The organism is Shewanella kaireitica, from assembly GCF_023284045.1.
Classification (GTDB): domain Bacteria; phylum Pseudomonadota; class Gammaproteobacteria; order Enterobacterales; family Shewanellaceae; genus Shewanella; species Shewanella kaireitica.
Genome location: NZ_JAKIKQ010000020.1, coordinates 21,658 through 40,076, shown reverse-complemented (window position 1 = coordinate 40,076; position 18,419 = coordinate 21,658). Strand labels below are relative to the sequence as shown.

Annotated in this window: 11 protein-coding genes; 5 read left to right on the top strand and 6 right to left on the bottom strand. The window is 44.4% G+C overall.

Going from position 1 to position 18,419, the window contains the following annotated elements:
• Positions 1–6 precede the first annotated feature (6 nt).
• A complete protein-coding gene (locus tag L2730_RS18995) occupies positions 7–2,220 on the bottom strand; it encodes a molybdopterin-containing oxidoreductase family protein (protein ID WP_248976032.1) in 2,214 nt (737 codons plus the stop codon).
• Between the two features lie 202 nt (positions 2,221–2,422).
• Positions 2,423–3,388, bottom strand: a complete 966-nt coding sequence (locus tag L2730_RS18990; RefSeq protein ID WP_248976031.1) for a LysR family transcriptional regulator — start codon at positions 3,386–3,388, stop codon at positions 2,423–2,425.
• Positions 3,389–3,973: 585 nt separating this feature from the next.
• On the opposite strand from L2730_RS18990, the gene L2730_RS18985 reads away from it, so the two are divergent.
• The 3 genes from L2730_RS18985 (at position 3,974) to L2730_RS18975 (ending at position 9,157) form a co-directional block, all read left to right on the top strand.
• Positions 3,974–4,669, top strand: coding sequence for a 4Fe-4S dicluster domain-containing protein (locus L2730_RS18985; protein WP_248976030.1), 696 nt, complete (start codon positions 3,974–3,976; stop codon positions 4,667–4,669).
• A 9-nt stretch (positions 4,670–4,678) separates the two neighbouring features.
• Entirely contained in the window at positions 4,679–7,714 is a 3,036-nt protein-coding gene (locus L2730_RS18980) for a molybdopterin-dependent oxidoreductase (protein ID WP_248976029.1), read from the top strand.
• Positions 7,715–8,572: 858 nt separating this feature from the next.
• On the top strand, positions 8,573–9,157 hold the full coding sequence (locus L2730_RS18975) for a hypothetical protein (RefSeq protein ID WP_248976028.1): 585 nt from the start codon (positions 8,573–8,575) through the stop codon (positions 9,155–9,157).
• 197 nt (positions 9,158–9,354) lie between these two features.
• On the opposite strand, the gene L2730_RS18970 is transcribed toward L2730_RS18975, so the two are convergent.
• Entirely contained in the window at positions 9,355–11,253 is a 1,899-nt protein-coding gene (locus L2730_RS18970; protein ID WP_248976027.1) for an Ig-like domain-containing protein, read from the bottom strand.
• A 309-nt stretch (positions 11,254–11,562) separates the two neighbouring features.
• On the opposite strand from L2730_RS18970, the gene L2730_RS18965 reads away from it, so the two are divergent.
• Positions 11,563–12,516: a helix-turn-helix domain-containing protein gene (locus L2730_RS18965; RefSeq protein WP_248976026.1), complete on the top strand. Its 954-nt coding sequence runs from the start codon at positions 11,563–11,565 to the stop codon at positions 12,514–12,516.
• A 165-nt stretch (positions 12,517–12,681) separates the two neighbouring features.
• On the opposite strand, the gene L2730_RS18960 is transcribed toward L2730_RS18965, so the two are convergent.
• A complete protein-coding gene (locus L2730_RS18960) occupies positions 12,682–14,232 on the bottom strand; it encodes an Ig-like domain-containing protein (protein WP_248976025.1) in 1,551 nt (516 codons plus the stop codon).
• A gap of 698 nt (positions 14,233–14,930) precedes the next feature.
• Here L2730_RS18960 and L2730_RS18955 point away from each other — a divergent pair.
• Positions 14,931–15,458, top strand: coding sequence for a MarR family winged helix-turn-helix transcriptional regulator (locus L2730_RS18955; protein ID WP_248976024.1), 528 nt, complete (start codon positions 14,931–14,933; stop codon positions 15,456–15,458).
• Between the two features lie 95 nt (positions 15,459–15,553).
• Here the strand turns inward: L2730_RS18955 and L2730_RS18950 are convergent, their stop codons facing one another.
• Positions 15,554–16,120, bottom strand: coding sequence for a lipid-binding SYLF domain-containing protein (locus tag L2730_RS18950; RefSeq protein WP_248976023.1), 567 nt, complete (start codon positions 16,118–16,120; stop codon positions 15,554–15,556).
• Between the two features lie 156 nt (positions 16,121–16,276).
• A complete protein-coding gene (locus L2730_RS18945; RefSeq protein ID WP_248976022.1) occupies positions 16,277–18,346 on the bottom strand; it encodes a S9 family peptidase in 2,070 nt (689 codons plus the stop codon).
• Positions 18,347–18,419: the final 73 nt, after the last annotated feature.

Genomic DNA, 18,419 nt, shown 5'->3' with positions numbered 1-18,419 from the left:
TACTCCTTAGGCTTTTTCTATCGCGACATTAGTCGAGTGGTAGGCTGAACAGCCACCCATATCGGTTAACTTGTCGGTAGTGAGGTTGTTGGTACAACTGGCTTTACCTTGCGGATCCATACGGCGCCAGTTGTTCTTTGGTGCCATTACGGTGCCGCGACCCACTTGACTTGAAACCTGTGCGACAAAGAATGCCTCGCCTCGGTGGTTGCTGAGTCTGACTCTGTCGTTATTACTAATGCCAAGCGCTTTAGCATCTTCGGTGTTAATTTTGGCGAAGTATGCAGGGAAGTTACGAATGTACTTCACGTTGTAGAATGAACTGTTAGCACGCTGAGGGATCGCTGGAGATAGCATGCGGAATGGCAAGCTCTTCTCTTCTGGGATCATCTCATCTTCTGGCAAACCAAAGTCGATGACTGGGTGGTAGCCCGCCTCTTTCATCATCTCTGAGTAAAACTCAATCTTGCCACTTGGCGTCTTGTACTTGCCGTCGCCAAAGTAAGGGCGCTGATCATAGACGGTGACAAACTTCTCTTTAATGATCTGCTCATAAGTGATGTTGTTGTGTCTAAACGCTGGCTCTTCGGTGTCTAAGAAATCACGCAGGATCTGTTCATAGTCAACTCGCATCTCTGGGTGATGATCAAGCCCCATGTGAGCTGCAAGTTCCTTAAAGAAGATCCAGTTGTCTTTAGACTCACCTAAAGGCTCAATCACTTTTTCAGAAGTTTGCATGTGGTAGCAGTTGTAGTCGGTGCCCATATCTGGGAACTCAAACTGGGTGGTTGATGGCACGATAATGTCAGCCAGTTCTGCGGTATCTGTCATTAAGAAGTCATGGACGACTAAGAACAGATCATCACGCATCGCGCCTAAACGACACGCATTGGAGTCTGGTGCGACTGATACAAAGTTACCGTTGTAGTTGATTACAGCCTTAATTGGCTTGATAGGTTTACCGTAAGCGGTTGGGTTTGTTGGATGAATCGCTTTAGCGATCTCCGTCATGTTCACATGACCCACGGTGTCGCCATTTGGATGGATATGATCCGCACGGCCTTTAGAGTAGTTTAAGCTGTCATCGGCTTGGGTGTTATCGTAAACGAAGCCATTACCAATTTTACCGTATTGACCCGCAACGGCATGCATCATCGCAATAGCGCGAGACATACGTGCACCGTTGTAGTTACGCTGCATACCATAACCGAGGCGAATAACAGAGAGCTCAGATTCGCCGTAAACTTTGGCAAATTTGAACATCTTCTCTCTTGGTACACCAGTCACTTTCTCTATTTCGTCATAGCTCATTTCGTCTACGCGTTTAAGCAGGTCTTGGTAACCAATAGTATTAGCTTCGATAAACTGAGTATCGGCTAAGTTATTTTCAATTAGGTACTTCATGATCCCAGTCGCAAGATGGGTATCGGTACTTGGTTTTGGTTGGAGCCAGATATCAGCTTGTGATGCGATAGGTGTTCGAACTGGGTTGACAACTAATAGCTTGGCACCTTTGTCGCGTGCTTGGTTAATGAATTTAATACCATGCACGTTAGTGGCAGTTTCGTTCTGCCCCCAAGAGATATAACAGTTGGTGTAAATATTGTCGTAGGGATCGGGTCCTTGGTAAGTACCCGTAACAGACTTTAATCCTTCATAAGCGGCGAAAACACACACTTTACGATCTAGCTTGCGAGAGCCAACTGCGTTAAAGAAACGGCTTGGTCCGCCGTATTTACCGATAACGCCTTCATGGCCTGAATAGCTGTATGGCAAAATGGAGTCAGCGCCATGCTCTTTGATGATTTGTTGTAAGCGGCTAGAGATTTTTTGATAAGCTTCATCCCAGCTGATGCGGCGCCATTTACCTTCACCTTTTGCTCCCGCTCGTTCCATTGGGTGCAAAATGCGGTCGGCAGCATAAGTATACTGGACGTAGGCGTGGCCTTTAACGCATGGAGATGTACCCATTTTCTTCATCTCTGATGCGCCTTCGACATAGGTCATTCGGCCATTTTGAACGGTAAACTTCAGCAGACAACGGTCAGCACAGTTACGCTGACAAGTGTGATAAACGATTTTACCCTCACGCTTAAGCAACTTGTCTGGTGCGCCTCCGCGTTCTGTTGCAGTGGCTATACCTGGCACTAAGCCAGACAAAGAGCCTACAACAGAACTGGCTCCAACTCCCTGCAGGAAGGTGCGTCTGTTAATTTTCATATGTTTTCCCCATCTTGATAGTGTTAATTCACTACTTATTCTTTTCGCATTGACGACATTGATATTGCTTTGTCAGTAACTTAGCTTCAGGCGTAGCTGTTACTGACTCGGTCACTCACTGTTTTGGTTCTGATTTAGCTCCTTTAAATGCAAAATAAGGTCTCTCATCGACCCGCTTTTGACTTCTCCTATTGATATAACGCTAGGCTTCACTGGCTATGCGCCATTCTCTTTCTAGCCCGCAAATTAATTTTGATTTGACCCAGTTGAATGCGGCCGAATGATTGGTGTCTCCGAACAGAACATAGTTACCAATTTCACGGTTTTCACGGCGGCGAACTCGACATTTCTGTGCCAAGTCTTCTGGTAATTTTATGTAATTGATATCTGGCAACATGTTGACGAATTGGCGTGTAAATTGGTTGCAGCTCAGAGTGATAGCGTCGGTTTCGCTGAGTAAACGCATTGCTGATGCTAGGCTGTCGGTATAACCTTCCACTTCCATGCATAGATCTTGTTCACGGCATAAGTTGACCAGTAGTGGGCAAGCGAGATCGTCGTAGTTATCAATCTCTAAGCAGGGGAAACGGGAAAGGTTTTCAAGCGTAATAGCTTGATGGAAAATCTGATGATCACGCTGGGCCAAGATATACAGGCTGTCAGTTTCAGAGAACATTTCATAATTAAGGTTTTTAGCATTAAACCCTTCATATACGACCACAAAGTCCATATCGCCATTGGCAAGCTCTGTGGAGCAATCATGAGTCAGTACCCGAACATCAAACCTAAGATTGGGTGCTTCTTTCAGAATGTCATCACGAACGACTTTCTGTACTGCATAAACAAATTCATCATAGGCATGGATGACGAACTGTCCTCCAGATTCAGCAGGGGTAAATACAGAATGCTGCATCTCTATTTTTTGATACTGTTCTACTAGGCTTTTTGCCATAGGAATAAGTTGGTGGGTTTTCTCGGTAGCGACAAAACCAGAGCAGCGCCTTATAAAAAGAGAGTCTTTAAATATGTCTCTTAATATTTTTAGTGTTCTACTGACACCAGAGGCGGTCATACCTAACTCATTTGCAGCTTGGTGACTTTGACCATGTTCATATATTGCAATAAACACTTTTAATTGATTGTAATTTAATTGGTCTATTTTGTTCATGGATAAATCACCTGCGTTTTATGTGGTTTATATAATCTATATAAGAGTTGTGATATTCAGTGTTATAAGTCACACTTTTTAAAAGCTTGTTTTTATATTTTTGATTTAGCTCTCGTGTTTTACATATTAATATTCGCAAATATCAAATAGTGATATTTACTCTAGAGAATTAATTCAGCCTTGGGTTGTTATTAACTTGCACGTTGGTACTATATAGATGTTTTATTTTACGTACAGATAAGGCATTGAAAAATAATAGTTTTATTGCCGATATCTTTTGTTTATTTAAAAGTGTGATATAAGTCTAAGTCACTATTTTTATCATGTGAAGCTTCTCTTAAATCTATCCCTAGATTTAATTTCATTAAAAATAAAATTATTTTTACAATGTGAAGCCACTCCTAAATCTATCTCTAGATTTAATTTCATTAAAAGTTAAATTATTTTTCTATTGTGACCATTATTTGATATTTAGACGTTTAACTGTTCCTTTGTTTATATATTTACATTTTTAAGTGTATTTTAAAAAATGGATTTTATAAGTGCTATGAGTATTAATTACTGCATTCACAATAAGGAAAGAATATGTTGGATAGACGATCCATATTAAAAATGGCCGCTGGTGGAGCAATGTTGACTCTCATCCCTAGCGCGCAACTTCAAGCTAAAACCGCTGGGAAAAGATTGGCTATGGTGTTTGATGTTCGCCGTTGCACAGGCTGTCTATCTTGTACTGTGTCCTGTGCAATGGAAAACCAAACTGAGGCAGGCCGTTGTCGAACGCGTGTCAACCAAGCGGCACTCGAAACCAGCACCGGCTTAGCGACGCTTGCGGTACCTAATCAATGTAATCAATGTGATAACCCTCCTTGTGTTGATGTTTGCCCTGCTGAGGCAACTTACAAACGCGAGGAAGATGGCATTGTGGTGATCGATCATGACGAGTGTATTCACTGCCAGTTATGTGTCGATGCTTGTCCATATGGGGCAAGACGTAAAGATGAAAGCTTAGAGACTCCTCCTGAAAAATGTAACTTCTGTATTCATCGTGTATCAGCGGGGCTGCTGCCTGCCTGTGTAGAAACCTGCATTGGCGAGGCGCGCAGCTTTGGCGATTTAAACGATCCCACTAGCACCGTCTCAAAACTGGTTGCTGATAATAAGGTGTACGCCATGTTGGCTGGAGAGGGGACTAAACCAAATATCTTTTATATCGGTTTGCCTGAACAGCCACAGGATAAACAGATTTTGTCACTTAACTTCCTCGAATGGCAACGCTAGGAGCTGGTAATGGATAGACGTAAATTTTTAACGCAGGCAGGCGTTGTTTCTGTCGCTGCGGCAACTGTTGGTTGTGGGGATAAATCCAAGCCGATACATCCTGTGCGTAGTCAAGATGTGAGCCGATTTGGCCATCCGATCCCGCCAGAGTGTCAGCAAGATGCTAATGGTGAATGGCAGCAAACTGCGGGTGTTCGTACCGCTTATTCACGCTGCTTTAGCTGCTATAACATTTGTGGCCTGCGAGTCCGTGTCGATGCTAAAAATGACAAGATCTTAAAAGTCGGTGGTAATCCATATTGTGAAAATAACTCCGGTTCACCGCTACCAATTGAAACCAGTGTTAAGCAGAGCTATATCGCCTTAGCGGGAGAGAAAGGGCTAGAAAACCGTGCTACAACCTGTGCTAAAGGTGCAAGTTGTGCTGACTCTGTCGATGATGAACGCCGTGTCACCCAAGTGCTTAAGCGCGATGGTAAGCGTGGTGAAGGTAGATGGGTCACTATTAGTTACGAGCAAGCACTGCAAGAGATTTTAGCCGGTGGCGATCTATTTGGTGAAGGCCACGTCGAAGGCTTACGTAGTCTGCGTCAACTCGATAAACCAGTAAAACCGGGCTACCCAGAGTTTGGCTCTGCAGCTAACCACTTGTTTGCCACTTACTGTGCAGAAGACACGTTACGTGGCAGCTTCTATGCGCGTTTTATGCAGCAAGCGTGGGGCACCAGTAATTTAGGCACTAAACATGCCTATTGTGGCGCTGCCCAAGCAACCGGTTACAGTTTGGGTATGGCGGCGGGCTTTGAAGAGTGGCTCAATGATGTTGATTGGGAAAATGTCGAGTACGGCCTATTTATGGGAACCAGCCCTGGGTCTTCAGGCGCGAGCTTAAACCGTGTTGGTCGTGGCCTTGCAGATAGCCGAGTCGATAGAAAATTTAAGTATGTTTGTGTTGATCCGTTGCTACGCACCACGGTGGCAGCAGACACTAATGCGACTTGGTTGGCGGTCAAACCCGGACAAGATGCAGCATTCTCCTTTGGTGTTATCCGCACTATGCTGGAAGAGGGTTGGTTTAATAAAACTCATCTTGAAGGTGCTAGTGAGCAGGCTGCTAAGGCAGCAGGCGAACTCAATTACACCAATGCGGGTCATTTAGTGATTGTTGATCCAAAGCATCCGCAATATCGCCGCTTTGCGAAAGCCAAAGACTTTGGCTTAGGGGGCGATGAAGCGATCATCATTAAAGCGGGTAGCCAAGAGTTTGTCTCTGCAGAAAGTGGTGATAAAGCGGAGTTGTTTGTTAGGAAAACCCTTAAAGACAATGCTGGACGTAAAGTTACCCTTGCCTCTTCACTGTATCTACTTAGAGAGGAGTCGCAGCGCACCAGTATGCAAGAGTATGCTGCTAAGTCGGGTATTGCAGTTGCAGATATGCGCCAAGTTGCCAAAGATTTAGGCCATTATGGGCGTAAGGCTTGTGTGGCAGGTAACGGTGGTACTAACTCATCAGATGGTTATGTGATGGGATGGATCTGGGCAACCTTAAATACTTTGGTTGGCAGTCATGATGCAAAAGGTGGTGCGATTTACGGTAATGGTCCGATTGGCGGTATGGAAGGTCGTTACGATCTGGCCAATATCGACAATGGTGTCAGCCTTGATGGTGTGGTTAATGCTTGTCGAGATGGCGCTTATGAATCATCAACCGAGTATCAACAGAAAGTCGCCAAAGGCCAAAACCCTTACCCGGCGAGCACGCCATGGCATGAAGTCTTGCCAGCAATGAATGCGGCAGAGCAGTGGACCAGCCATGCCAATAGTGATCCTTATCAAGCTAAGGTGTTGTTCAACTGGCGCAACAACTTCCTTTATAGTGCGGCATCAATCAGCCAAGAAGTGGTCGCGAGTATTGCAGATCCTAAACGTTTACCGTTAGTTATTGGTATTGATTGCCATATGAATGAAACCAACCGCTACGCTGATTACTTTATTCCGGATCGTTCAATGCTGGAAGAGTATGCCGCGGATCGTATGTGGGGTTCACACATGTTAGGTGTGGTTGCTGCTGCGCCTTTGGTGACGCCTAGAACGGTTAAAACTGCTGCAGGCCAGCACGTATGTATGGAGCAGTTACTGGTTGATATCGCGCTAGATATGCAACTTCCTGGTTTTGGTAAAGGGGCGATTGCTCGGGAAGATGGTTCTAGCGCAGATCTACTTTGTTTCGAAGATTGGCATGCTAAATACCTTGCTAATGTGGCAGCGCAGTGTGAAAGCTTGCCAACGGTAACAGCCGAAGATCGGCAGTGGGCTGGGCTAGATTATGCGATGAAACCTTTAACGCCAAGACTAACAGCAACAGAGGCAGCAGAGGTTGAGGCGCTGTTATCACGTGGTGGTTACTATGTGGCTGATGATCGCTATGACGGTGACTTCATTAAAGGCGCAGGGGCTAAATGTTTGCAGCTTTATCACGAAGCAGTAGCACAGGTTCGCCACGCTTATTCTGGCGAATACTATCCAGGCACAGTCACTTATCATGAGCATCGTTTTTGGAATGGTGATAGCTGGGACAGTCATTGGCCAAGTTCTGAATATCCACTGCTATTTTCTAGCTATAAAGCGACAGTGCGCTCTAACTATGCGGTCGCTTACAAACGCATAGCAGAGATAAGTCCAACCAACTTTGTTTATATGCATACAGAGACTGCTCAACAGCAAAACCTTAAGGACGGTGACACCGTACGGTTGGTTACTGCCAATGGCAAACCTGCTGAAGGCAGGTTGCAAACGGATCTAGGTGTGGCCAAAGGTGCGGTATGTGTCTCCCATGGATTTGGTCATTCAAAAGGATTTGGTGGTGATGACCGAGTGATTAATGGCAAAAAGCTAGCAGGCTTAAAGGAGCGAGCAGGTGGTGTTGCTATTAATCAAATGATCCCTTCGGATCCGACCCGTAATCAGACTGCGAGTATGCTCAATGATTATTGGACTGGGGCTAACTGTCGCCACGGTATTCCAATCCGAGTTGAGAAGGTTTAGTTAAAACGGATCCCCTCTTTGCATGGCGTTTTGAGGGGCAACCTTAAGCATTTAAATCAAATGGATTCCAATGCAGATCCGACCCGTAATCAAACTGCGAGTATGCTCAATGATTATTGGACTGGTGCGAACTGTCGCCACGGTATTCCAATCCGAGTTGAGAAGGTTTAGTTCATCAGCAACCAATTTCCCCTCAGTGTTCTATTTGGCTGAGGGGGCTTTCTGCGCTTAAGCATCTTAATCAAATGCTTCCAATGCAGATCCGACCCGTAATCAAACTGCGAGTATGCTCAATGATTACTGGACTGGTGCGAACTGCCGCCACGGTATTCCAATCCGAGTTGAGAAGGTTTAGTTCACCAGCAACCAATTTCCCTTCAGTGTTCTATTTGGCTGAGGGGGCTTTCTGCTCTTAAGCATCTTAATCAAATGCTTCCAATGCAGATCCGACTCGTAATCAAACTGCGAGTATGCTCAATGATTATTGGACTGGGGCTAACTGCCGCCACGGTATTCCAATCCGAGTTGAGAAGGTTTAATTCATCAGCAACCAATTTCCCCTCAGTGTTCTATTTGGCTGAGGGGGCTTTTCTGCTCTTAAGCATCTTAATCAAATGCTTCCAATGCAGATCCGACCCGTAATCAAACTGCGAGTATGCTCAATGATTACTGGATTGGTGCGAACTGCCGCCATGGCATTCCAATCCGAGTTGAGAAGGTTTAGTTCATATCATCCTGCAAGTTTCCCCCTCAGCACTTTTTCACTGAGGGGATTTTTTACTCCCGCCGAGCGTTGGCCTCTTAAGTTAAAATTTATCTGTTTATGATAGGGTTAGTCACAAATCATCGGAGATAATAATGAAAACAACAAAATACTCACAAATTGCATTGTTAACGGTTGGCGCACTATCGCTACCAGCTATGGCTGTGACTTCAGAGCAGAGCGCTTTTTTCGATAATCTCGCGGCTCATTGTGGCAAAGCATTTCAAGGTACGGTGACAGCGGGAAATACAGCTGATTCTGCATTTAGTGGCAAAAAACTGATTATGCATGTGCGCGAGTGTAGCGATACCGAGCTTAAAGTGCCGTTTCATGTTGGTGATGATCACTCTAGAACCTGGGTGATCACTAAGACTCAGTATGGTCTGCACCTGGCGCATGATCACCGCCATAAAGATGGTAGTGAAGATAAAGTGACTATGTATGGCGGCATGACTGCTGATATGGGTGCCGCGACAGAGCAGTCTTTCCCGGTTGATGCTTATTCGATTAATAACTTCAGAGAGAACGGCTTAGATGTTTCTATCACTAATGTGTGGCATATGTATGTTAAACCTGAACAGTTCACTTATCGGTTAACCCGAGAAGAACGTGACTTTAGAGTCGACTTTGATCTAACCAAGCCTGTGGCACTGCCGCCTGTGCCTTGGGGCCATAAGTAGTTATCGCTGACAGCATAATATCGACCTTAGATAATCCCAGGCTGACGAGATAACAAAATAGTATCGTTCATGCCGTTGAAGTTAGCGGTAGCTGCACCTAGCTAGTTATCTCTTATATTGGGTTTTATAGATCTAACGTAGCCGTTAAAAAGCCACTACATGGGTAGTGGCTTTGGGCAGGGGGGAATGAGAGCTATTTACTTAGATGCGTCTATGAATCGTTGATAACGCTCTTCACCTTTAAGCAGTTTTGCACGCTCAACATCATCAAATACACCAATCGTTGGCATCTCCTTATCATGGCAAGAGGCACAGGCGTTTGGCAGTACCGCAGCAGAGGTACATACAAATGCACTTGGTACAAATGGGCCGTCGGCATGACAAGCAGGTCCCCAGCTCACAGCCATATTAAAGTAAGCTTGTTGCTGTGGGTCGCTACCTTCATTGCGGCTATATGGCACTAATGCATCATAGTTCGCAAGTGATTCAGTAGGTGTTATCACCTCAAAATCATGGCTGCTGTTATCCCACATAAAGGCCACTGAGCTAATCGCTGTTGAGTGACAGTCCATACAGGTTGCTCCTACCATATCGTGGATCGGCATTTTATGATCGGCACCTTTATCATGGCAGTTCTGGCATAGTTTATCTGGGTTGTCCGCAGGAGCGTTAACTTCCATGCTGTGTGGGTTGTGACAATCGCTACACGCCACCTGCATCTCAGCATGTTTTGAACCATTGTACTCGACCACTGAGTTTTTCTGACCTTTAATCCGATCAGTACCTAGCCATACACCTTGGGTATCAAAGGTAGTGAAGTCTAGTACGCGATCGCCCACCTTAAATGTCTTACCAAGCTCAGTAGTTGGATTGCCTTCATCATCCAATACAAATTGATATAACTGCGAGTATTGTTTTAAATCATGATGTTTCGACATTTGGTGGCACTGCACACAGCTGTCATTTTTCTGCTCAAAGGTCAGCTTAGCTGGGTTAGTAATATCATCGCCATTCATCGAAGTGGCATGAATAGAGCCGGCATTGTGGCATTTCTCACAAGAGATACCATCTTCCACTTCACCACTGTGCATGTTGCCTTTGCTCACCAACATGCCGTAGTAGTCATTCTCCTCCCAGCCCATCACCTTAGAGCCTGTCGTATGACAAGTCATGCACTGGTTTTCCCAGCTCATTTTATGTAACTCGTCGGCGACAATCGCACCATTGCTATGAACGTCATCCATCTTTTTAAGGCTACCGTCAGCGTTCCAAAACACTGAACTGGTGTAGAAGCCGCTAAAATAGCTTCTGCCTTCATAGTTCACCCAAGCAAATGGCATGGTAAGGCCGATGGCATCTTGTGGATCGGCAGACTTTTGCTCGTAGTCATAACTGATAAACTGTTTGGAAGTCGTCGATGAAATACCGTCAATGCGATAAGTTTGACTATTATCAGGATTCACTTTATCAAGCAAAATCACATAGTATTTACCGTCATCACCTTTGTATGTGGTAATACTATTATTTGCTTTATATTTTATTTGATGAGTTATCGGGTCAGCTTCAGTGCCCCAGTCTAACTCAGGAATAATTGCTTCAATGGTTTTATCGGCATCACCAGTATACAGGGTGCGATAATCGTCAGCGTGGGTGGTGTCTTTCCACTCATTGTATTGGCTAGAATGGCATGTCTTACAGGTTTGCGCCGTAACAAAAGTAGCCTCTTGTTCTGGCGGTTGTTCTTTGGCTTCAACGGTAATGGTAATGGTTGAGCTTGCCTCTAGGTCGCCATCGGAAATGGTATAGCTAAATGTTTGCTCACCCACCTTGTCATCATCAGCTGAATAGTACACCACATGATTACTGTCTATCTCTAAATCACTGGCGGAAACCACGGTTAACTCATCACCATCGGGGTCGCTATCATTGGCTAAAACATCAATCACCACCGTACCACCTTGGGTCACTGTGGCGACATCAGGCATCGCTATAGGCGCTTGGTTAGTCGGAACTTCTACTGGCGGGGTGTCATCATCGCTGTTACAGCCAAACATTATCGGTAATATTGCTAAGTACACTACACTTAATTTTCTCATGTTCATCACCTTTACTTCTTATAATAGGCTTATTGAATAAACCTTCTATTAACAGGTTAATGACTTCACGATTGGCTTCAATTTGAAAAATTGTCCCCCCGATACCTAATGTGATTAATGTCACATGCCAAGTACACATATTTAACTTTTTGCTTACTCGAACACGGCAAGCTAAAGAATATCTCGCTACAATAATCGTCAATGCTAGGTACATAGTCCCATAAAGAGCTGGTTACCACACAAGGAGTTTAATATGCATAAATGCAGTCTGGGGGGGCTCAGTTTAAATTAGAGTAAAGGTGAATACCTATGATTAAGTATAGTGTTAGACCTGCGGCGTCGACGCAGAAATTGTTAAGGTATTGTGATGACACGCGATTTGCGATGCCAGCAAAATTTGGTCATTTTAAAACTCTAGAGCCCACCGATCTCGTTAGCGGCCAAGCGATTTTTACTGCGCTAGATACGGTAGAAATGCATAGCGAAGATAAGTTTTTTTACTATGATCTTGAACCTTACATTCAAGGAAGCCAAGGCAGCATGGCCGAGATGTTAGGGGTACAGGCTAGAACACCAGCCGAAATGCTGGTCTGCTTTGCAAAAATCTACTCCAGCAAATTAAGCTCGACTAAGTTACAACTGTTGGAAACAGACACCGAGATAAAACTCATTTCCCAGCGCTTTAGCAATCATACTGTACTCAAATACGGCGACTTGATGCTGCACACCACGATTAAGAGTATTCTGTCACCGTTCTTGGGACTATCAAACCAAGATTTAAATATCGCGCTCCCCTTCGATAAACGGTTTTATGGCAAGTACGCTGATAAGTTTGAAACCGTTTACTTCGACACTAATGCGTTTAGCATTACTGTGGCCAAACACCCATCAGAAAGTAATCTTACTGATAAAGTTAGCCTAAATAATCCAATCCCTGTTGAGAAGAAAATTACTGCTGCGGCTAATATGCTACCACCAGACCAATTGTCGCTAAACAATATCGCCTTTACGTTAGGTTGTAGCGAAAGGAAGTTACTAAAAACGTTACATACACTCAAAATCCCGCCCACAGAGGCGCTGCAAAAAGTTAAGTTTCAGAGAATGAGAGGCCAACTTATTCGAGAGAACTGGAACTTGAAAAAAGCAGCAAGTGATTTTGGTTATAGCAATCCAAGTGGTATTACAAAACTGTTTAAAAATGTTGTTGGAATATCTCCTTCAGAATATCGAAAACAGGCTGCCTTTGTTTTCGCAATGACTTGATTATGTATGGGAGCCGATAGGTATCAATATCTAATCATCCCTAACTACTGTTTTATGGCAGATGAGGGCTACTAACCTAAGGCACTACCGAATAGTAGACTTTTTTGTAAAAGCCAATTAGCGATGCTAATTGGCTTTTGTTTTGAGCTCGTTTATTGATTTAGCTTATTGGTGCATTTTTTCAATGATGGCTGCACGCTCGTCATAATCATCATGACAGCTGCCACAACTATCTTTAGCAACATTCCAAGGCTGCACATACATGCCGTCATCAGAGAAGTTTTCTGGACTCGCCGATGGAAACTCAAGATTAATTCTAAAGAAGTGATTGCTCTTTGGCATGTGACAAGTGGTACATTTTGCCACGAATGCGTGTACTTCTAGATCGGGAGTAAAGCCTTTATCACCATGACAATCACTACACTCTTTTAGCATCGCATCTTCATGACCAGGCTGATCGGTATTAGCTTTTGAGCGGTGAGGATTATGGCAAGTATGGCAAGCCATATCATGCTTTTTACTTGTCATTTCACCGGTATTAGCATCTAAGCCTAACATTGCATCACCAGCCACTCGGCCGCCGTCAAAGTATGGAATCGTGCGGCCACCAATGCTGTCGCCACCAAAGTCTTTATTGTGTTCACTGACAAAGTCTGGGTAGTGACGGTTGGTTTTCTTGCTGTGACACTCTGAGCAGGTAATGGCTAAACCATAACCCATGTCATCTTTAACAAGATCAGCGGTTAAGCGTCCTTTAGCGACACGTGAAATATCGTCTGCTGACATGGTTTTAATATGTATGCTACCGGCACCATGACAAGCTTCACACTGGATGCCTGGCTGATTATAAGTGCCTGCAAAACCTTTAAGACCATCTTGATGGTTAGGGTTTAGATCTGAGTCTGGCGTGTAGTCCTTCCACCCTGTTGAGTGGCATATGCCACAGTCGAATGGTTGTGAATCAGCTGGAGCGTCAGGCAAGTAACCTTGCATGTGATTGATTGAAATATCTTCGCCGTTTTGTGGCATAGATACTGCGACACCGGTTCCTGTCAGAATAAAGCCGTCTTTGTCGAGGAAGTTCGCCCAAGTATCGTAGCCGCCGATGACGTAGCTGATGTCATTCCAGTCATTCGGTGTACCAGTGCTATTGTTGACACCATGCATAAGCTCAACCGCGCCGTCTATCGAGCTAAATGGATACTCAGGTGCTTTACCGTCGACCACTTTATTCAACTTAAAGTTATGCCCAGTTTCGAAAAAGGTGGCTTTATCTGTGTGACAACTAACACAGGTATTTGAACCTACATATTCAGCGATTTCTGGCTCAGGATTGGTGACTGTGATGGTCACTGTGGTTGAGTCAGTCGCACCATAGGGATCGGATATGGTGTAGTTAATTAGCGTTGTGCCAGCAGATTCTGGTGTGAACAATAAGTCATCATTGCTCTGGGATACAGAGCCGCTGCCATCAGTAATGACAAAATCGACTATCTCGATAGCATCGCCATCTGGATCATAATCATTGGCGAGTACTTTGATACGAATTGGTGCGCCTTCGGCTAAAGCTGCTGCGGTATCAGGCACAGCGACTGGTGGTCTATTTTCTACGTCAGGTGAATCATCGCTACCGCAACCCACTACGGTAAGCCCCATCATCATTGTTAAGGATGCTGCTTTAAACATTCCCATCTCATCACTCTCTTTGTTATACACGCTCTCTCTTTGGATAGCGCGGGTTATGCCACTTGCGCAGTGAGTCTGTTTGTTTAACCACAAAGTCAGTCTTGCTGTGCAAGTAGCGGGTCTGCTACTCAGCTGTTTACGGTTGGACTAGGGCTAGACTTCAGTGTTTAAGCCACTTTTTGCCATAACCGTTACTGTTTTAATAAGGTTTGCTTGTCGCTTTTCTCATTAGCAAAGCAGCAAGCGAGTATTTGAGACCTAGAGAATGCATCGACCGAATGTTGTGTTAAGCATCGCGCTTACTTGCACTGTAAGCATGGTTGCTAGCAGTGATCAGTTAACTGAGGGTCATACATAATCAATTTTTACTGGCAAAACGTATCAATTGCCTAGTTTTGCAAATGTGCTGCTAAAGCTGAATTCAGTTCAGGCAGTTTAAAAACGCTAAAAAATTCGCGATAAATCCAATTCACTGACTGGCTGCTGATCTCTGCCACAAATAACAGTCTGTGCATGTTCAACATAAACAGCGTTACTGTTTTTTTTAAAGCTTTGATTATTAGCTTATTTATTTCATCACTAAATAGTGTGAGCCCAAAATTTTTGGCATTATCAGCTTATTGCTCAAAGTATCTTTCTAGAAAGATACTGGATGGCGTTTATCTTTCTCGCAAGATATAATGGTGATCAATGAATAAAAGTGAGAGGTAGAACAAGTGGAAAAGTGCATGGAAGACATTTTGCAACAGAATGACGCGAATTGGCCTGAGTGTGCAGCAACCTCATACCCAGCTTTATTGCGATTGACGCAAGTAAACAATATTTTTATTCAGATAATTAAAGAGTGTGTTGAGTCTTACGGATTACAAAGTTCAGATTTCAATCTGTTGTCCAGTTTGCGCCGTAACCCATCGCCGCACGTGCTGTCGCCAACAGAGCTGTACCAAAGCATGTTGTTCAGCTCGGGCGGGCTGACAAAAGTACTGACTAGATTGGAAAAAGAAGCGTTAATTGAACGCTGTGAAAACCCAGATGATAAACGCAGTAAGTTAGTTAAGTTGTCGCAAAAAGGTAAGTTGTTGGTTGAAGAAATAATGCCTGTACTGCATCAGCGGGAAAAACGGATGGTCGCCGCGCTAAGTTCTGAAGATTTAACCCAACTAGATGGTTTGATGCAGCGGATTACACAAAGCATGAACAGCAATGGTGAAACTTATCCGACAAGAATTCAGTTTATGGGAGCGAGTAAAAACTGATAGCACCTACTGGGTTTAGACGTTAAATATTAAAAAGCCTGCCGCTTGTAATGAGCGGCAGGCTTTTTGATTAGAATATTACTCAGCTTTATTGGCTATTTCTCTTCAAAAGTAAAAGATTGTCCTGCTAATGCTGCTTCAAACATCAATCCACCTTTGGCTACAGTAAAGACTGCCATACCATTTATGTATGCCGCTGTTGCGGCTTTTTTTCCTGCTCCAGCGGAGTTACCTGTTGTACCAGCTTGCGCATTCGCGCCTATATTGATGGCAACGGCTGATGCTTGCGCGCCAAACTCAAAGCTACCACTGGTAAAGTCTTTGTAAGCGGATTCATCTTTAAAGAAGATGATCTCACTATAGGCTTGGCCACCAAGTTGAAAGCCAAAAGAAACTTGGGTCAAACTGGTATCGCCCTTATAGTTACCGCCTTGGTAAACACGGCCTTTGCCATATGCGGCACCTATGCCTATTCCGCCTTTACCTACGGTTGGAAAAAGTGCGTAACCATAGGCTGTATCGAAGAATTTCTGGGTTTGATTTGCTTGCTGGAAAGTACTCTTGGCTTGGCTATAACCATCTTCTGCTAATGCTTGTGGTGCTATTAACATACTGGCGACTAGAAAAATGCTGCTGGAGATGCGTTTGATTAAGCTGGTCATAAAACTATCCTTATCTAGCAAACTACAAATGAGTATAAACACTAGCATACCCATTCTGAACCGAAAATGAATGGCTTTTTGTATCGATTTCTATCTCATTAAAAAGACAAAATAAAAGCGCCTAATGAGGCGCTTTTATACATGTCACAGACAAGCTTATTCGGCAGGCTTACCTAAAACATAATGTTCGAACCATTTCTGATCCCATTCCATCTTAGCTTTACGGTGTTGGTATTTACTCAAACCATGACCTTCACCTGGGTAAACCACAAGCTCGACAGGTACGTCTAAGTAATGCTTAAGTGCACGATAAAGACCCTGTGCATGCCCGAGTGGTACGCGTTGATCGCCTTCACCAATGTGGATAAGCGTTGGTGTTTTGATTTTGTCTGCATAGCTAAGCGAAGAGCCATGCGAATAAGCTTCTGGTTTCTCCCAAGGCAGGCCTTCCATAAAGTTAACCACGTGACCAGGAGTATCTTCTAGCATCCACTGCAACCGTTGATCAAACACACCAGCGCCAGAGCTCGCCGCTTTAAAGCGCTCAGTGGTGCTGATCAATGCGTTAGTTAGGTAACCACCGTTACTCCAACCCATCACTGCCATTTTGTCACCATCAACAATGCCATCGGCTATCAGCTGATCAACACCAGCAATAATATCTTTTACTTCGATATCATGCTCACGACCAACAAGATCGGTTAAGAACTTATCGCCATAGCCGGTAGAGCCGCGGTAGTTTGGTGATAGCAATGCCCAGCCTTTAGCGGTAAACGTAGAACGACCGTAAGAGCGGTGTTGTAGTGCATAAGGTGTTGCCGATGTTGGGCCGCCATGGATTTGCACTATCAATGGCAGTGGTCCGTCCCCTTTCTTATAGTCCGCAGGTAGGTCCAAGATCCCTTCAACTGTTGAGCCATCTGGTGCAGTCCATTTTACCACCGACACTTGAGGCAGTTTCCAGCTATCAACTTGCGGGTTAATATTACTTAAGCGTGCAGGTTTAGCCCGGCTGCTATCGGCATCGGAAATAAACATGTCGTAGAAGTGATCTAAACCATTATGGCTAAATGCAACCGACTTTCCATTTTGACTAAAGCTAAAGCTACCAATGACAGTGTCACCAGGGATGACGGTACGGGTATCACCCTGTTCGCCGTCATCAATTTCGGTACAGAACAGTTTGACTCGAGCGTGATCGGCGCCGCGGTAACAGATTTCATCACTATTTGGACGCCAAGTGAGATCGCTTGCAGTGAGAGTGACCAGATCTGGGCGTGAAACTTCAAGTGACGGCTTATCGGTTGCTTTGGTGTTACTAATAAATAGCTTACCTGGGTGGCCATCAAAATCGATTCTAAATGCTAGTTCGGTGTTATTTTCTTGCCAAGCTAAACCGAGTAACCAACCGTAAGGTGAGGGAGCTTGTTCACGCCACTGTTCATCAGCTAGTACATCATTTTGTTTGGTTTTAGTGTTGAAAACTTCAACGTCAGACCAGCCTTCTAGGAAGACTAGTTCGTTATCGCTGGTGGTGATACGGGCAATTTTGCTGCCGTCATTGTTTACTTTAAACTCCCAAACAACTTTGTCATCGTCGAGCAGTAATTGCTGTTTAAAGTGCTCTAGGTCGAGCTGATAAAGCGGGTTAGTTTTACGTTCACCATGGCCATATTTGGGGGCACTATGGCTGGCGCGCATTGATGCCCATTCATCGGTATCTTTTACGGTTTTATTGGCTAAAAAGTATAGACTTTTGCCATCATGACTAAGTTCAAAGCTGCTAACACCGTCCTTCTCTTTAGTCATAGGTTGGCTATCGCCGCTGCTGATGGAAATTCGGAATACTTGAGTTTTTCCATTGTAAGGCGCTTTTGCATCAGGCTGTTTTATCTTACCCAAATAATAAACATACTCGCCGTTAGGGCTCCATTGTGGGCTTGATTCACTCTCGTTGGTAAACGTCATTCGCTTTGTTTGACGAGATTTAGTGTCGACGAGCCACAGATCGCGCTGGCTTTTATCAAGCTCTTTATCCCAGCGAGACTCAAGCCACACGGCTTTTTTTCCATTCGGGCTGAGCGTGACTGCACTCATACCGCCAATATCGAAAAAGTCATCAATAATAATATCGTGAGTTCTTTCTGCTGCTGAGGTGGCTATACTCGTACCAAGCAATGCGGTCATTGCGGTAGCAAGCAGAGTTAGCTTGTTCAATCTGTCCATGTTGTAGTTCCTAGCCTTCAAGGTATTTTTGTATATTTATAATGAGATAGCCTGAGTACACTAGCGCAATTAG